This window comes from Mycolicibacter sinensis, assembly GCF_001667375.1.
GTDB lineage: Bacteria > Actinomycetota > Actinomycetes > Mycobacteriales > Mycobacteriaceae > Mycobacterium > Mycobacterium sinense_A.
Genome location: NZ_LZIN01000038.1, coordinates 51,712 through 67,716, shown reverse-complemented (window position 1 = coordinate 67,716; position 16,005 = coordinate 51,712). Strand labels below are relative to the sequence as shown.

General features: G+C 69.9%; 11 protein-coding genes. 6 read left to right on the top strand and 5 right to left on the bottom strand.

Annotation, left to right across the window (positions count from 1 at the left end; genetic code table 11):
- Window positions 1-415: 415 nt before the first annotated feature.
- Together A5771_RS07970 and A5771_RS07965 are read left to right on the top strand one after the other, a co-directional pair.
- A complete protein-coding gene (locus A5771_RS07970; protein WP_234782999.1) occupies window positions 416-1,456 on the top strand; it encodes an ATP-grasp domain-containing protein in 1,041 nt (346 codons plus the stop codon).
- A gap of 26 nt (window positions 1,457-1,482) precedes the next feature.
- On the top strand, window positions 1,483-3,501 hold the full coding sequence (locus A5771_RS07965) for a hypothetical protein (RefSeq protein WP_234782995.1): 2,019 nt from the start codon (window positions 1,483-1,485) through the stop codon (window positions 3,499-3,501).
- A gap of 4 nt (window positions 3,502-3,505) precedes the next feature.
- Here the strand turns inward: A5771_RS07965 and A5771_RS07960 are convergent, their stop codons facing one another.
- Entirely contained in the window at window positions 3,506-4,477 is a 972-nt protein-coding gene (locus tag A5771_RS07960; RefSeq protein WP_064854671.1) for an LLM class flavin-dependent oxidoreductase, read from the bottom strand.
- Window positions 4,478-4,549: 72 nt separating this feature from the next.
- Here A5771_RS07960 and A5771_RS07955 point away from each other — a divergent pair, with 72 nt between their 5' ends.
- Window positions 4,550-5,503 carry an alpha/beta hydrolase gene (locus tag A5771_RS07955; RefSeq protein ID WP_064854670.1) on the top strand — a complete coding sequence of 318 codons (954 nt, stop codon included), beginning with the start codon at window positions 4,550-4,552 and terminating at the stop codon, window positions 5,501-5,503.
- On the opposite strand, the gene A5771_RS07950 is transcribed toward A5771_RS07955, so the two are convergent.
- From A5771_RS07950 to A5771_RS07935, 4 genes are all read right to left on the bottom strand, one after another.
- Window positions 5,466-7,544: an MMPL family transporter gene (locus tag A5771_RS07950; RefSeq protein ID WP_064854669.1), complete on the bottom strand. Its 2,079-nt coding sequence runs from the start codon at window positions 7,542-7,544 to the stop codon at window positions 5,466-5,468. The genes A5771_RS07955 and A5771_RS07950 overlap by 38 nt on opposite strands.
- A 6-nt stretch (window positions 7,545-7,550) precedes the next feature.
- Complete coding sequence (locus A5771_RS07945) at window positions 7,551-8,795, bottom strand: glycosyltransferase family 4 protein (protein ID WP_064854668.1); 1,245 nt, start codon at window positions 8,793-8,795, stop codon at window positions 7,551-7,553.
- A 136-nt stretch (window positions 8,796-8,931) separates the two neighbouring features.
- A complete protein-coding gene (locus A5771_RS07940) occupies window positions 8,932-10,452 on the bottom strand; it encodes a 1,4-alpha-glucan branching protein domain-containing protein (RefSeq protein ID WP_064854667.1) in 1,521 nt (506 codons plus the stop codon).
- On the bottom strand, window positions 10,449-11,231 hold the full coding sequence (locus A5771_RS07935) for a class I SAM-dependent methyltransferase (RefSeq protein ID WP_064854666.1): 783 nt from the start codon (window positions 11,229-11,231) through the stop codon (window positions 10,449-10,451). Before A5771_RS07935 ends, A5771_RS07940 begins: the two co-directional genes overlap by 4 nt.
- A gap of 197 nt (window positions 11,232-11,428) precedes the next feature.
- Between A5771_RS07935 and A5771_RS07930 the strand changes: the two genes are divergently transcribed.
- From A5771_RS07930 to A5771_RS07920, 3 genes are all read left to right on the top strand, one after another.
- Window positions 11,429-12,220 (top strand): electron transfer flavoprotein subunit beta/FixA family protein, encoded by a 792-nt coding sequence (locus A5771_RS07930; protein WP_064854665.1) that lies wholly within the window; start codon window positions 11,429-11,431, stop codon window positions 12,218-12,220.
- 30 nt (window positions 12,221-12,250) lie between these two features.
- Window positions 12,251-13,207: an electron transfer flavoprotein subunit alpha/FixB family protein gene (locus A5771_RS07925; RefSeq protein WP_064854664.1), complete on the top strand. Its 957-nt coding sequence runs from the start codon at window positions 12,251-12,253 to the stop codon at window positions 13,205-13,207.
- A 67-nt stretch (window positions 13,208-13,274) separates the two neighbouring features.
- On the top strand, window positions 13,275-16,001 hold the full coding sequence (locus tag A5771_RS07920) for an ATP-binding protein (protein WP_267887463.1): 2,727 nt from the start codon (window positions 13,275-13,277) through the stop codon (window positions 15,999-16,001).
- Window positions 16,002-16,005: the final 4 nt, after the last annotated feature.

Here is a 16,005-nt window from a genome sequence, read left to right as displayed (position 1 = left end):
GGCGAAGAAAGAGCGGTTTGACCAGGTGGATCGGCGCGGGATCAGCCGGTCCGGTCGGCGAGCGATCAGCCCACGCCTGGACCGCACCGAGGGACCGATCAGCCTTCGGCGACCCGCTCACCGGCGGAACGCCGCGGGTACCGTGGGCGAGGATCGTACGCGAAGAGGGTCGAAAAGAGGGAGGGGCGCCTTGACGGATTTGACGGATGTTTCCGAGACCCGTAATGACGAGAACCACCGCAACCCGGAGAAGGGTTATATCGCGTTACTCGGCTGGAGTTTGAACGCCGTCGATGCAGTGGACCGTTTCGACCGCCGGTATGTGGTCGTCGCGCCGGACTGGGCCGAAGAATACTGTCAGCAGCACGATATTCCCTACATCGCCTGGAACTTCGAGCGCCTGAACGAGCGGTCGATGGAGATCGCCGAAACACTCAAGGAGCGCGGCGTCGACGTCGCGATCCCACTCTTCGAGGAGACCGTGGAATGGGCGGGCGCGATCAACTCCGTCCTGCTGGACAACCCGCGGCTGCTCGGTCAAGCGATGCTGCTACGCGACAAATCGCTGATGAAGCGGCGTGCTCAGCTGGGCGGAATTCGGGTCGGCATCTTCGAGGAGGCGCACGACCGCGACGACGTCATCCGGTTCCTCAAACGGGTCAACCAGACGTTGTTGAAACTCGACGGCGACCCCAACGACCCCATCCATTTCAAGGCCTTCGACAAGGCCGGCTGCCTCGGCCACCGGGTGATCCGGGCTCCCGATGACATCGACTCGATTCCCGACGAAGAATTCCCGGCATTGATGGAATCACATCTCGACGGCTGGGAATTCGCCGTCGAGGCGTGGGTGCACAACGGGAAGATCCGGTTTCTCAACATTTCCGAGTACGTCACCCTCGGCTATTCGGTATTCGTACCGGCGTCGCCGGAATTGGAACGCTACCGGCCGCAGATCGCCGCTCAGATCGAGAAGCTGATCAAGGCGTTCGACATCGATTTCGGCTTCGTCCACCCCGAGTACTTCGTGACCAGCGACGGAGAGATGTACTTCGGTGAGGTCGCCTACCGGCCGCCGGGTTTCAAGGTCTTCGAACTGTTGGAGCGCGTCTATGGTTTCAACGGCTACCAGGCGCTGGTGCTGGCGTTCGACCCCAAGACCACCGAGGAGGAACTGCAGCAGTTCTTCCCGCGCGAGGTCGTCGACGCCAAGGGACACGCCGGCTGTTTCGGGGTGTATCCGCGCCGGCGGGTGGTCAGCACGCTTGCCATCCCCGAGGAGACCGAGGACCACCAATACTTCGAATCGCACGAACTCACCGCACCGCTCGAAGAGACCGTCACCAAGCGCACCGCTTTCGGCACCCACTGGGGTCTGGTCTACTTCTTCGGTGAGGATCCGTATGAGATGCGGCAGTTGCTCAAGCGGCAAGAAGAGCTTGACTTCTACCTCTGAGGCGGCATGCACGTGAGGAACCCGTTGTGAATGGGAATTCACCGGAGAGCCAGACAAACGGTGACCTAGCGACCCTGGAAAGTCGGCTGAGCAGGCTCGACGACGCGACCGGGGCGTTGGCGGAGGCCGGACCACTGGGCAAAGCGGACCGGCTGCGCCGTGTTCTGGACGGGCTGCGGCTGGTGTTGCTGCAGCCGGGTGGCTGTGCGGCGGTACGGGCCCGCAGCGCGGCGCTGGAAGAGGCCGGGCTGTTCCAGGGGACGGACTGGGCATCGCCGCGCACCCTGCTGCCGGTGCTGACCACCGGTACGTTGCGCAGTGCCAATCCTGACACCGTGGTGCTGGAGGCGGTCAACGAACTGCGTCTGCTCGCGGTGGCCAACGGCGAGTACAGCCATCCGCTGATCACCGCGGAGCAGGCGCGGCACCATCTGTCGCAGGTGCTGGCGATCAACCTGTCGCTGCTGTTGGCCCCGCCGACCGAGGCGGAGCGCGAACTGCAGGGCCGGATGGCGCGGCTGACCCGCGACCTGTTCGGGTACCTGGTCGAGGAGATCGGTTACGACGGCGTTCTGGACCGGCTGGTCGAGGAGATCTGGCGGATTCTGCGTCAGCGGCCCATCCAGGTCGACCAGATCAAGGCGATGATCACCCAGATCTCGATCGTGCGCAGTGATCCCAGCATCGATCTGGGCAGCGGCGCGGTGGGCACCGATCGGTTGATCACCAGCCTGTACGGCACCACCGACGGCTGCCGGGAAGATCCCGGGGTCCAGGTGTATCGCAGCCGGCTGGAATCGATGGACGAGCCGACCCTGCAGTACGAGGCGGCCGGCTTCGCGCGGTCGATGCATGACACCGGGCTGGTGTCGCCGTATCACGCAGTGCTGCTGCGGTTCCTGCTGGAAAAGAACGACTATCTGCTCGGCGAGGCGCTGGGCCTGTCCAGCACCGGGCGCGACAGCCTGCTCTGCTTCCACGATCTAGTGCACAGCCTGATCTCGGGGGCGGTGCACGTCGAGACGGCCCAGTGCATCTACGGGCTGGCGTTGCTGCTGGAGCGCGGCATCCTCTACCAGCCGCCGGTGGCGCCGTCGCTGTGGCGTCAATTGGCGCTGCCGGTCTCCAAGGCGTCCCGGAAGCGGCTCACCCAGGTGTTCGGAACGGTGCAGGATCCGCACACCTGGCTGCTGGCGGGGACGCTGTCGATGCTCGGGCTGCCGCTCGGGGTCGGGCAGGGTGACAACCCGACCTGCCAAGCAGCGCGTGCACTGTCGATGTGGTCCTACAACGATCCCGACTACCTGCTGCAGACGATCGCCTGGGCGGCCCGCGACGACGAGATCGTCATGCACTTCGAGGGTCAGCCGATCTCGTCGAAGGACAGCGGGGGCGGGGTGGCCACCCACCTTCCCGTCGACCTCGATCCGGTCTCGTTGCTGGTGGTGCCGCATCTGGACCGCATCTACGCCGAGATGTTCCGGCGGTGCGTCGGCCGCGACGGCGACCCGCACCGGTGGGTCAATCCGGAGTTCCACGGCTGGTGGTCCGGGCGAGGCTTCCGCATCAACGTCGACGTCGCGACCGGCAATCTGGTTGAGCTCGAAGGGTTTTTGCGGCACTTCTACGCCGCCTACCACCCGTTCTACAACGGCAATCAGCCGCTGATCCACCCGCAGCCGGCCGGCATCGCCGTGACCGACAGCGCCGCCCGCTTCGTCGGCTGGCATGCGATCACCGTGCTGCGGGTGGGCCTGGACCCCGAGGGGGCCATGCGGGTGTACTTCTACAACCCCAACAACGACAGTGGGCAGGATTGGGGTGACGGTGTGGTGGTCAGCACCGCCGGGCACGGTGAACGCTTCGGCGAGGCGTCGCTGCCGTTCGAGCAGTTCGCGTCGCGGCTCTACATCTTCCACTTCGATCCGCTGGAACCGGGCGAGCGGGCCGCGGTCACCCAGACCGAATTAGACCGGGTGCTGGGCTATCTCCAGCGCAGCTGGGGCGCCGATCGCATGGTCGGAACCGCTGCGGTCCAGGCGTGAGGCCTCAGAGTTCCGGCAGCACCTGTTCGGCCAGCAGCCGCAGGCTCTCCCAGCCGTCGTCGAGCGGTAGGCCGCCGATCAGCGGATGCAGGGTCACCCCGGTCCGGCCGGCGCGGCACTGCGCGATCAGCTCCGTTGGCGTCAGTACCTCCACCGTGCCGGCCCGGCGTAGCTCCGCGACGGTGCCCACCGGGGTTTCGTTGGGGCGCGGCACTTGCGGCACCGCCCAGGAGGCGTATTCGCGTGCCTCGTTGAGGAAGTAGTCGCCGCAGCGGTCCCAGGCCTTGTCCGGGTCGGCGCTCAGATGCGTGACGGTGTTGCCGTTTTCGGGGCTGAACACGAACCCCTGCTTGTCGTTGCGGGCGAGTTCGGCCAGATAGACCGCTTCGAGGTCGGGCATCGGCATCGGCGGCGAGAACGGCAGGCCGAACCGGGCTGCGCGCCGGGCCGCCGCGACGCTCATGCCGCCGATGAGCAGCATCGGATGCGGCTTGGTGTACGGCTTGGGTGTCACGTCGACCAGCTGGCCGTGGAGTTCGAACGGTTCCTCGCCCCAAGCTTGCAGCAGCACCGTCAGGCATTCGTCCATCAGCCGGCCGCGCCGCCGGAAATCCTTGCCGACGGCCTGGTATTCCGTTGGGCGGTAACCGATTCCGGCCACGAAGCTGACTCGCCCGGCGGATAGCTGATCCAGCACCGCGATGTCCTCGGCCAGCCGGATCGGATCGTAGAGCGGCACCAGCAGCGCGCCCACGCTGATCCGGATGGTCGTCGTGCACCCGGCGACGGCAGCGGCCATCAGCAGCGGGGCCGGTAACCATCCGGTGGCCGCGAGGTGATGCTCTTCGCAACCGATCGCGGTCACCCCGTGGGCGTCGGCGTAGGACGCCATCTCCAGCGCCGTCCGGTAACGCTCGGCATGCTCGGCGCCGGGGACATTGGTCATGTTCAGGCGCAGGGCGCTCAATAGTGGCATGGGACGGACCGGTCACCTCCTCCGGCGCTACCGTAGCCGACGACACGATCCACCGAGTGAGACGGAGCGCTGATGGCCGGACCGCCCGACCCCCAGGTGCTCGCGGCGTTGCTGGCGATGCGCGACGGCGGCGGCGAGCAGGTGCCGCCGCCCGCGGTCGGCGATGTCGTCACCCGCCGCCGCAATGCGGGCCACCTGTTCAACCGGGTGTTGGCGTCTCGGCCGCCGATAACCGGCGTTGAGGTGCGGTCGTTTTCGGTGGAATCCGACGACGGCAGCACGATCGGGTTGCGCTGGTACCGGCGCTCGGGCGCTGTCCAACCCGGCAGCGCCGCACTGTATCTGCATGGCGGCGGGATGATCCTGGACTGGGCACGCCTGGGTGCGCTCTACGACGCGGCGGTGCGCGGCTACGTCGTCGCATCCGGGGTGCCGATGCTGGTCGTCGACTACCGGGTCGCCCCGGAGTTCCCGCATCCGGTTCCACTTCAGGACTGCTATGCGGCGCTGTGCTGGCTGGCCGATCACGCCGCCGAGTTGGGCGTCGACGCCTCCCGGCTGGCCGTGATGGGCGACAGCGCCGGTGGGGGACTGGCCGCCGGTGTGAGCCTGCTGGCCCGGGACCGGGGCGGGCCGGCGATCGCGGCCCAGCTGTTGATCTACCCGATGCTCGACGACCGGACGTGTGATGGCGCCGGCGCCGCGAGCGCCGTGCTCACCTGGAGCCATGACGACAACGCCACCGGCTGGGGTGCGCTGCTGGCCGGTGGGGCCGCCGACGGCTATGCCGCGCCGGCTCGCGCCGATGACCTGACCGGTCTGCCGCCGGCCTATCTCGACGTCGGCGGGCTGGACATCTTCGCCGAAGAAGACGTCATTTTCGCGCACCGGCTACTGGCCGCCGGAGTTCCCGTCGAGCTGCACCTGTACCCCGGCTGCCCGCACGCGTTCGATCTGCTGGCACCCGATACCGATGTGTCGCAACGGGTTATCGCGGACCGGGTGCGGTATCTGGGGGCGCTGTAGACGCCGCGGGTCTGGACGGCCACCAGATCCGGTCGCCGATCAGGGTGAACAACGCCGGAATGACCAGGGTGCGAACCACGAAGGTGTCCAGCAGGATCCCGACCCCGACAATGATGCCCAACTGGGTCAGCACGATCAGCGGTAATACCCCGAGCACGCAGAACACCGCCGCCAGAACGATTCCCGCGCTGGTGATCACGCCGCCGGTGGCGGCGACCGCGGCCACCATGCCGGCGCGGGTGCCGTGTTCGCCGCTCTCCTCGCGGGCACGCGTCACCAGGAAGATGGTGTAGTCCACCCCGAGCGCGACCAGGAACAGGAACGCGTACAGCGGTGTGCCGTCGTCGAGCGCGGGAAAACCGAACAGGTGGATGCTGGCCCAGCCGCCCAGACCGAGCGCGGCCATCGCACTGAGCACGGTCGCAGCGACCAGCACCGGCGGGGCCAGCGCGGCCCGCAACAGTACGTAGAGCACCACCAGGACCACCGCGAGGATCGCCGGGATCAGCACCTTGCGGTCGCGGTCTGCGGCGTCGCGGATGTCGAGCGCCTGGGCATCGGCACCGCCCACCAGCGCACCGGAGTCCACGGTGCGGACCGAATCCCGCAGTGCGGTAACCGTGTCGAAGGCGCCACCGGTCGAGGGCGCGGCGTCGATCACCACCGACCACCGGGTCGAGCCGGCCGGCGACGCGCCGGTGGGCACCGCCGACGTCACCCCGGGGACCGCCGTGATGGCCTCCCGCAGCTGTGCCGTGCGGGCAGTGGACCCGATGATGACCGTCGGGTCGGATGCCCCGCCCGGAAAGTGTTCGGCCAGGGTCTGGAAGCCGGTCACCGAGTCGGCGCGGACCCGGAACTGCTCGGTTTGGGAAAGGCCGATCCGGGTGCCGAACAGCCCGGTCGCCAACAGCGCCAGCACCAGCACCGCAATCACGCAGACCGGGAGCGGCCGGCGGCCCACCGCATCGGCGACCCGGCGCCAGCCGGTGTTCCCCGAGCCGTCGCCAACACGGGGAATGAACGGCCAGAAGACGTTTCGGCCGCACAACGCCAGCAGCGGGGGCAGCACGAGCAGCACGAACACCGCGGCCACCACCAGGCCACTGGCCGCGCAGATCCCCAGGCTGCGGGTGCTCGGAATGCTCGCGGCGATCAGGGTCAGCAGCGCCAGCACCACTGTGGCGTTGCTGGCCACGATCGCCGGGCCGGCGGCACGGACGGCGGCGCGCAGTGCGCCGCGGTGCTCCGGCGAACGGCGCAGCTCCTCGCGGTAGCGCGAGATCAGCAGCAGTGCGTAGTTGGTGCCGGCGCCGAACACCAGCACGCTGGTGATCCCGGACGTCGAGCCGTCGAAGGTGGCCCCGGTGGCGTTGGCGATCACCCCGCCCACCGCGGTGGCGACCCGGTCGGCGAACGCGACGGCCAGTAGCGGCAGCAGCCACAGCACCGGGGAGCGGTAGGTGACGATCAACAGCAGGGCGACCACCAGCGCGGTCACCGCCAGCAGGGTGATGTTGGCGCCGGAGAAGGCATCGGCGATATCCGCGCCGAAGGCGGGGCCGCCGGTCAGGTGCGCGCTCAGCGGGCCGGGCAACCCGCCGCGGACCGCCTCGCGCAGCGCCTGCACCGCGTCACGAAGCTCGAATCCGGACAGCGCGGTGCTCACCTGCGCGGTGGCGATCGCCGCTTTGCCATCGGCGGACACCGGCGCCGGCGCCGGCAGGCCGGGTAGTGCCTGCGGCACCTGCTGCATCCGATCGCGGGCCTGCTCGACCGCTGCCAGATCGGCCTGCGTCAACGCTGAGCCGTCGTGGCGGGTGACGACCAGGATCGCGGTCGCGCGATCGCCCCCGGGGAACTCGCGCTGCGCCGCGGCGACCGCGGCGGACTCCGAGGACCCGGGCAGCAGCGTGGGTGAGGTGGTCGCGTCGGTGTTGTGGCCGCCCAATGCCATCAGCGCGGCGGAGGCGGCCAGGATCACCAGTGCCACCAGCCACGACCGACGGTGCGTGACTACGGTGGCGATTCGGTCCCACACCGGGCGTTACCGGTCCGGTAGCGCGTGCTCGATGATCGGCCGGCGCGGCTGGGGTTCGCGCTCGCGGCGCTTGGCGGCCAGGTAGACCTGCGCGGTCTCGTCGGCCACGGTGTGCCAGTCGAAGTCGGCGCTGAGCCGCTCCCGGGCGGCCACGGCGCGGTGTTGCGCCGCGGCCGGGTCGTCGAGCACCGCGCACACCGCCGAGGCCAGGGCCGGCACATCGCGCGGCGGACACGACATACCGGTGTCACCGTCGATCACGGCCTCGCCCAGCCCGCCGACGTTCGATGCCACCAGCGGGGTTCCGGCCGCAGCGGCCTCCAAGGCGGCCAGCCCGAACGGCTCGTAGTGGCTGGGCAGCACGGCGGCATCCGCGCGGTGCAACGCCGCCAGCAGTTCCTCATGGTCCAGGCGCCCGACGAACCGGGTGGCCTTGAGCACCCGGCGCTTGCGGGCGCATTCGACCAGCCAGTCCTGTTGGGTGCCGTCACCGGCGACGGTCAGCGTCGTCCCCGGGTGGGCCCGCCGGATCCGCGGCAGCGCTGCGATGGCGTCGTGGACGCCCTTCTCGTATTCGAGCCGCCCGACGAACAGCAGCTCTGGCGGTCCGGTGCGGTGCCCGCGGCGGGCGAACGGCCAACGGGCGGCATCGATTCCGTTGCGAATCACGGTGGTTTCGGCCAGCCCGGGACCGAACAGGTCGGTGATCTCGTCGCGCATGGAGGCCGAACAGGTGATCAGCGAGTCGGATTCGCGAACGAGCCAGGACTCCACCGCGTGCACCTGACGGCTCAGTGAGCCCGACACCCAGCCGGAGTGCCGGCCGGCCTCGGTGGCGTGGATCGTGGAAACCAAAGGCACATCGTAGAATTCGGCCAGTGCGATGGCCGGGTGCGCCACCAGCCAGTCGTGGGCGTGCACCAGGTCGGGGCGCCACAATGTCTGGCCGCCATTGGTTTTCAACGACAGCCCGGCACGCACCATGGAGTGACCCATTGCCAGGGTCCAGGCCATCATGTCGTCGCCGAAGGAGAACTCGTGCGGGTCCTGGGCCGCGGCCACCACCCGTACGCCCTCGCTGATCTCGTCCGACAGCGGGTGGGTGGTCGGGTCGGTGCCCGATGGCCGGCGAGCCAGCACGACGACATCGTGACCGGCGGCGGCCAGCGCGGTGGACAGGTGATGCACGTGCCGGCCCAGGCCGCCGATCACCACCGGTGGGTACTCCCACGACACCATCAGAATCTTCACGCGGCTGTTCCGTTCTGAGCAGTGCGGCGCGAGCTGGGGGTACCTCCCGCTCGCGAGCGTGCGCAAAAACGGTGGTCTCGCGGCGTGTCGGGCCGGGGACACGCACGCTCGCGCTGAAACGGGAGGGGGCGGGGGGTCACCGTGGCAGCCTACGGGCATCCAGCGCACCGAACAGGCCGTCGGCCCGATTCCAGCCCTCGGCCAGCCGTTCGGCCACGTCGCGATGGCCCGACGCCAGCGCATCGGCGATCTCCCGGGTGGCGTGGGCGTGCAGCTGCGCCCGGTAGCGGGCGTAGTCGGCGGCGGAGTCCTTGCTCACCATGAACGGCCAGTCGCTGGACACCGTCAGCAGCGCCTCGCGCAGGATCTGGTCGGCGACCCGGTCGCGGGCGCTCGGCCCCGCCGTCTGCGCCAGGGCCTTGTCCACGGCGCCCAGCGCGGTGTCGACCACCTCGGTGTTCAGCTGCACCAGGTCGGCCACCTTCTCCCCGGCCCACACCCGCCAGTCCTTACCCGAACCCCACGACCCGGGCGGCAATTCGACCGCATCGCCGACGAACCCGGCGCCGATCGCATCCGAGAGCGTGCCGACCCGAATCCCGGCCTCGGGCAGCGCCCGCAGCACCCGGGCCAGCCAGGTCGGCCCCTCGTACCACCAATGGCCGAACAGCTCGGTGTCGAACGCGGCGATCACATGGGCGGGGCGGCCGATCCGCTCGGACTCGGCCCGCAACCGGTTGCGAACCACCTCGACGAAATCGGCGACGTGGGCGTCGATCGCGGCGTCGGCGCGCTGCGGGTCATACGGCGCCTTGTGCTCGGGGTCGACGTTGCGGCCGGTCACCCGCGACGGCTTCAACCCGGTGCGGTGATCGTAGGTGTGGAAGTCCCGGTAGGCGTCGTGGCCCGGATAGCCCGACTTCGGCGACCACACCCGGTAGCTGACCTGCAGGTCGCGCCCGAAGGCGATCACGTCGGTCGCACCGACCGGGCGGCCCAGCGCGGTGTCGCCGTGCAGCGACGGGCCGTCGACCATGAAGTGCGAGACCCCCGCGGCGGCGTAGCCCTGCTCCATGCCGGGCGCATAGGCGCACTCCGGCGCCCAGATCCCGGCGGGGGTATGGGCCAGCCGCGCCCGGGCGTCGGCCAGGCCCTCGCGCAGCGCGAACTCCCGCAGCCGCGGCGCCAGCAGCGGCTGGAACGGGTGGGCCAGCGGGCCGCCGAGCAGTTCGACGGTGCCGGCCTGGGCCAGCTCGCGCAGCAGCGGGCTGGCGCCGTGGCGCCACAGCAGCGCGAAGTCCTCGAGGGCCTGCTCGGCCGCGGCGCTCTCGTGCCGGCCGAAGTCGCGCAGATCCGCCAAGGTGGTGGCCTGGGCGGCCCGCAGCTGCCAGTTCGCCAGCCAGTGGTGCATGCCGTCGAGGCAGTAGGGGTCGTCGAGCTGGGCGGCGACCACGGGCGTCACCCCGAGGGTGAGCAGGTTGCGCCGGCCCTCGGCGGCCAGGGTCCGCAGCACCCGCATCAGCGGCAGGTAGGCCGCCGACCAGGATTGGTAGAGCCACTCCTCACCGACGGGCCAGCGGCCGTGGTGGGCCAGCCACGGTAGGTGGGTGTGCAGCACCAGGGTGAACAGGCCCGGCACCGAGGGTTTTTCGCTCACGGCCGCACCGCGATCGCCACCAGATCCAAGCTGTCGTCGATGGTGCGTTCGGTGGCGTGGAGGATGTCGAAATCTGCACTGGTGACGGCGGCGACGTCGGCCAGCAGCTCGGCCGGCCAGGGCGCGTCGGCGACCGCCCGTTCGATCTGGGCGTCGATGATCGAGCCGCCGTGCCGGGCGTCCATCTCGCGTAGTGCCGGCCCATGAAAAACCCCGAGCATCGCCTCCATGACGAAGCCGCCGTCGACGAGTAGCTCGGTCAGCTCGGCGGCGTTGAGCTCGCGGGTGTGGAACGGGTTGATCGGGGTGTCGCGGCCGGGGGAGAAGGTGATCCGGTTGGGGGTGGAGATCATCAGCAGCCCGCCGGGACGCAGCACCCGGGCGCACTCGGCGATGAACTGCGCCTGGTCCCACAGGTGCTCGATGACCTGAAAATTGACGACGACATCCACCGCGACGTCGGGCAGCGGCAGCGCGGCGAGATTGCCTTGGATGGCCTCCACCCGCGGATAGCGGGCTCGCACATGTGCCACCGCGGCGTCGTCGTAGTCCAAGCCGATCACCCGGCGGGCCGCGCGCGCGATCAGATCGGCGCCGTAACCCTCCCCGCAGCCGGCCTCCAGTACGTCGAGTCCGGCGCAGCGCGGCGCCAACTGTTCATAGACGACCTCGTGGCGGCGGAACCAGTAGTTCTCGACGTCGAGCCCGGGAATGGTCCGCTCGCCGGTCAGCACCAGGGTGGTGTCGGCAGGGGAGTCGGGACCGTCAGTGGAGTTCATTGCATAGGCAGGCTAACGCGAACCCCGCGCTACGCGAACCGGCTACCCCGCAGTCGCCCTATCACGACCCGCTACGCTGTACACGCGAACCGCTCCAAGTTACTCATCAGTAACATGGTTGTGCGGCTGCGTGAATCGTGACCCAAGTCCTGTGGCCGGCCGTCGCAGGACCCCTTCGAGGAGGACGAACCACACTCATGACGAACATCGTGGTCCTGATCAAACAGGTCCCAGACACCTGGTCGGAGCGCAAGCTCAATGACAGTGACTTCACGCTGGACCGTGACGCCGCCGACGCTGTGCTCGACGAGATCAACGAGCGCGCCGTCGAAGAGGCGCTGCTGATCCGTGAGCGGGAAGGCGCCGAAGGCACGGTCACCGTGCTGACCGCCGGCCCCGAGCGGGCCACCGAGGCGATCCGCAAGGCGCTGTCGATGGGGGCCGACAAGGCGGTGCACCTGCTCGACGACGGCATGAAGGGTTCTGACGTGGTGCAGACCGGCTGGGCGCTGGCCCGGGCCCTGGGCGCCATCGAGGGCACCGAGCTGGTCATCGCCGGCAACGAGTCCACCGACGGCGTCGGCGGCGCGGTTCCGGCGATCATCGCCGAGTACCTGGGCCTGCCGCAGCTGACCCACCTGCGCAAGCTGGCCGTCGAGGACGGCAAGGTCACCGGCGAGCGGGAGACCGACGACGGCGTGTTCGCCCTGGAGGCCACGCTGCCGGCGGTGGTGAGCGTCAACGAGAAGATCAACGAGCCGCGCTTCCCGTCCTTCAAGGGCATCATGGCCGCCAAGAAGAAGGAAGTCACCGTGCTCACCCTGGCCGAGATCGGGGTCGAGGCCGACGAGGTCGGGGTCGCCAACGCCGGGTCCAAGGTGACCGCTTCCACGCCGAAGCCGCCGAAGACCGCCGGCGAGAAGGTGACCGACGAAGGCGACGGCGGCACCAAGATCGCCGACTACCTGGTCGGCCAGAAGCTCATTTAGCGACAACCGGACTCTCAAGGGAAAACAAACATGGCTGAAGTACTCGTGCTCGTCGAGCACGCCGAAGGAGCGCTGAAGAAGGTCAGCTCCGAACTGATCACCGCCGCGCGTGCGCTCGGCGAACCGTCCGCCGTCGTCGTCGGCGCCCCCGGCGCCGCCGCCCCGTTGGTCGACGGGCTGAAGGAGGCCGGCGCCGCCAAGATCTACGTCGCCGAGTCCGACGTGGTGGAGAACTACCTGGTCACCCCGACCGTCGACGTGCTGGCCTCGCTGACCGAATCGGCGACCCCCGCCGCGGTGCTGATCGCCGCCAGCGCCGAGGGCAAAGAGGTCGCCGGCCGGCTGGCGGCCAGGATCGGGTCCGGTCTGCTGGTCGACGTGGTCGAGGTCTCCGAAGGCGCCAAAGTGGTGCACTCCATCTTCGGTGGCGCCTACACCGTCGAGGCCGAGCCCACCGGTGACACCCCGGTGATCACCGTGCGGGCCGGTGCCGTGGAGCCGGCCCCGACCGCCGGTGCCGGCGAGCAGGTCACCGTCGAGGTGCCCGCCGCCGCCGAGAACGCCACCAAGATCACCTCGCGTGAGCCCGCGGTGGCCGGTGACCGTCCGGAACTCACCGAGGCCCCGATCGTGGTGGCCGGCGGTCGTGGCGTCGGCAGCGCGGAGAGCTTCTCGGTGGTCGAGGAGCTGGCCGACTCGCTCGGCGCGGCCGTGGGCGCCTCGCGTGCCGCGGTGGACTCGGGCTACTACCCGGGCCAGTTCCAGATCGGCCAGACCGGCAAGACGGTCTCGCCGCAGCTGTACATCGCGCTGGGGATCTCCGGCGCGATCCAGCACCGGGCCGGAATGCAGACGTCCAAGACCATCGTGGTGGTCAACAAGGACGAGGAAGCGCCGATCTTCGAGATCGCCGACTACGGCATCGTCGGCGACCTGTTCAAGGTCGCCCCGCAGCTGACAGAGGCGGTCAAGACCCGCAAGGGTTAGTTTCTTCTGCGTGAGCAGACGACAAATCCCCCGCACGCTCGGCGTGTCGGGGGATTTCTCGTCTGAGGTGCTCACCGGGCGTGACGGCGAGTGCGCACAGCTGCGCGACCTCATCGACGCTGCCCGCGACGGCCACGGGCAGGTGCTGGTCCTGCGGGGTGAGCCCGGCATCGGCAAAACCGCGCTGCTGGGTTACCTCGCCGAGCGCGCGACCGGGTTCCGGGTGATCGGAACGGCCGGGGTGGAGTCCGACATGGAATTGGCCTTCGCCGGCCTGCAGCAGCTGTGCGCCCCGCTGATGGAGTGCGCCGGCGCGCTTCCGGGACCGCAACGCGAGGCGCTGCAGATCGCCTTCGGGCTGCGGTCGGGGCCGGCGCCGGACCGCTTTCTGGTCGGGCTCGCGGCGCTGGGCCTGCTTGCCGCGGCCGCCGGCGAGCGGCCAGTGCTGTGTCTGGTCGACGATGCCCAGTGGCTGGACCGGGTGACGGCGCAGACGCTGGGGTTCGTGGCCCGCCGCCTGCGGGCCGAACCGGTCGCGCTGGTGTTCGGGCTGCGTGAGCGGGTCGACGCGCTCACCGGCCTGCCCAGGCTGGTGTTGCGCGGGCTCGGCGAGGCCGACGCCCGGGAGCTGCTGGAATCGGCGTTGCCCGGGCGCATCGATGCTCAGGTGCGGGACCGGATCGTCGCCGAAACGCACGGTAATCCGCTGGCGCTGCTGGAGTTGCCCCGAGGCCTGTCCGCCGCCGAATTGGCCGGCGGCTACTACCGGCCCGACGTCCAACCGGTCGTCGGCCAGATCGAACAGCACTTCCTCGAACAGGTCCGGTCGCTGCCCGACGATACCCAGCGGTTGCTGCTGGTGGCCGCCGCCGAACCGGTGGGTGACGCGGCGTTGTTGCTGCGGGCCGCCGAGGAACTGGGCCTGCCCGCGGCGGCGCTGACACCGGCGCAGGAGGCGGGGCTGGTCGCGGTGGCGGCACACGTGCGATTCCGGCATCCGCTGGTGCGCTCCGCGGTCTACCGCGCGGCGACCGGCGACGATCGCCGCGACGCACACCGCGCGTTGGCCGCGGCCACCGACCCGGCGCACGATCCCGACCGGCGGGCCTGGCATCGCGCGCACGCGGCGGCCGAACCCGAAGAAGCCGTCGCCGCGGAGCTGGAACAATCCGCCGGCAGAGCCGCGATCAGGGGCGGAACCGCCGCCGTCGCAGCGTTTTTGGCCCGTGCCACCGAACTGACCCCCGATGCCCACCGGCGCGGATCGCGCGCACTCGACGCCGCCGAAGCCAAGCGAGCCGCCGCTGAATTCGACGCCGCCGGTGAGCTGCTGGCCACCGCCGAACTGGCGCCGTTGGACACGCTGCAGCGGGCGCGGCTGGCACGCATGCGCGCGCAACTGGCGTTCACCCGCGGCCGCGGTAGCGGTGATGCGCTGGCGCTGGTGGATTCGGTCCACCAATTCTTTCGCGCCGCAAGCACTTTGGAATCGCTGGACGCCGCAATGGCGCAGGAGACCCTGTTGGAAGCGGTCAGCGCCGCGATGTACGCCGGCCGGCAATTCGGGGCCGATGTGCGCCCGCACGTCACCGCCGCGCTGGCCGCCGGCTCGGCTGCGGACCCGAGCCGACCAGCCGAACTGTTGTTGCGGGCCTTGAACACCCGAATCAGCGCGGGAAGCGTTGCCGGCGTGCCGCTGTTGCGTGCCGCCGTCGCCGCGCTGACCCCGGCAACCTGGTCCTGGCAGGCGTTTCCGGTCGGGTACGAAGCGGCCGTGCACGATGCGTGGGACGACGAATCGTGGTACCGGATCGCCACCGACGCGGTGCGGGTCGCGACCGATACCGGTGCGCTGGCGATGCTGCCGACGGCGCTGACGACCCGCGCCGGCCTGCACATCCAGTCCGGCGAGTTCGCGTCGGCGCAGGCATTGCTGGCCGAGGCCGGCGCCCTCTCGGCTGCCGCCGGCCAGGCACCGTTGCGCTATCACGAGTTGGCATTGGCGGCCTGGGTCGGTGACGAAGCGGAGAGCACCCGACTGCTCGACGCCGCCATGCGCGACGGCGTCGCTCGCGGTGAGGGACGGGTGACCGGGCTGGCGGGGTACGCCGGCGCGGTGCTGCACAACGGGCTGGGCCACTATCAGGCGGCGTGTGAGCTGCTGGTGCGGGCCTGTGAATACGAGGACCTGGGGCTCTACGGGTGGAACCTGGTGGAATTGGTGGAGGCGGCCGTCCGAAGCGACCGGCAGGATGTGGCCGCCGACGCGCTGGAGCAGCTCGGCGAACGAACCCGGGCCGCCGGAACCGACTGGGCGCACGGGGTGCGCGCCCGCTCGGCGGCGCTGCTCAGCGGCGGCGACACCGCGGAAAGCCTCTACCGCGAGGCGATCGAGCGACTGGGTCGCACGCGTATCGCCGTACAACTCGCGCGCACCCACCTGCTGTACGGCGAATGGCTGCGCCGGGAGAACCGCCGCACCGACGCGCGTGCCCAGCTGCGGACCGCGCACGAGGCGTTCACCCGGATGGGCGCCGCGGCGTTCGCCGACCGCAGCCGCCGGGAACTGCAGGCCACCGGCCAGAAGGCCGGCAAGCGACCGGCCGGCGCGGGGGACGCGTTGACCGCTCAGGAGCAGCAGATCGCCGAACTGGCCGGGGCGGGGCTGACGAATACCGAAATCGCCGCCCAGCTGTTCATCAGCGCGCACACCGTGGAATGGCACCTGCGCAAGGTGTTCGCCAAGCTGGCCATTCGCTCGCGCCGCCAGCTGCGCGACACCCCGTGGCGGTGACGGA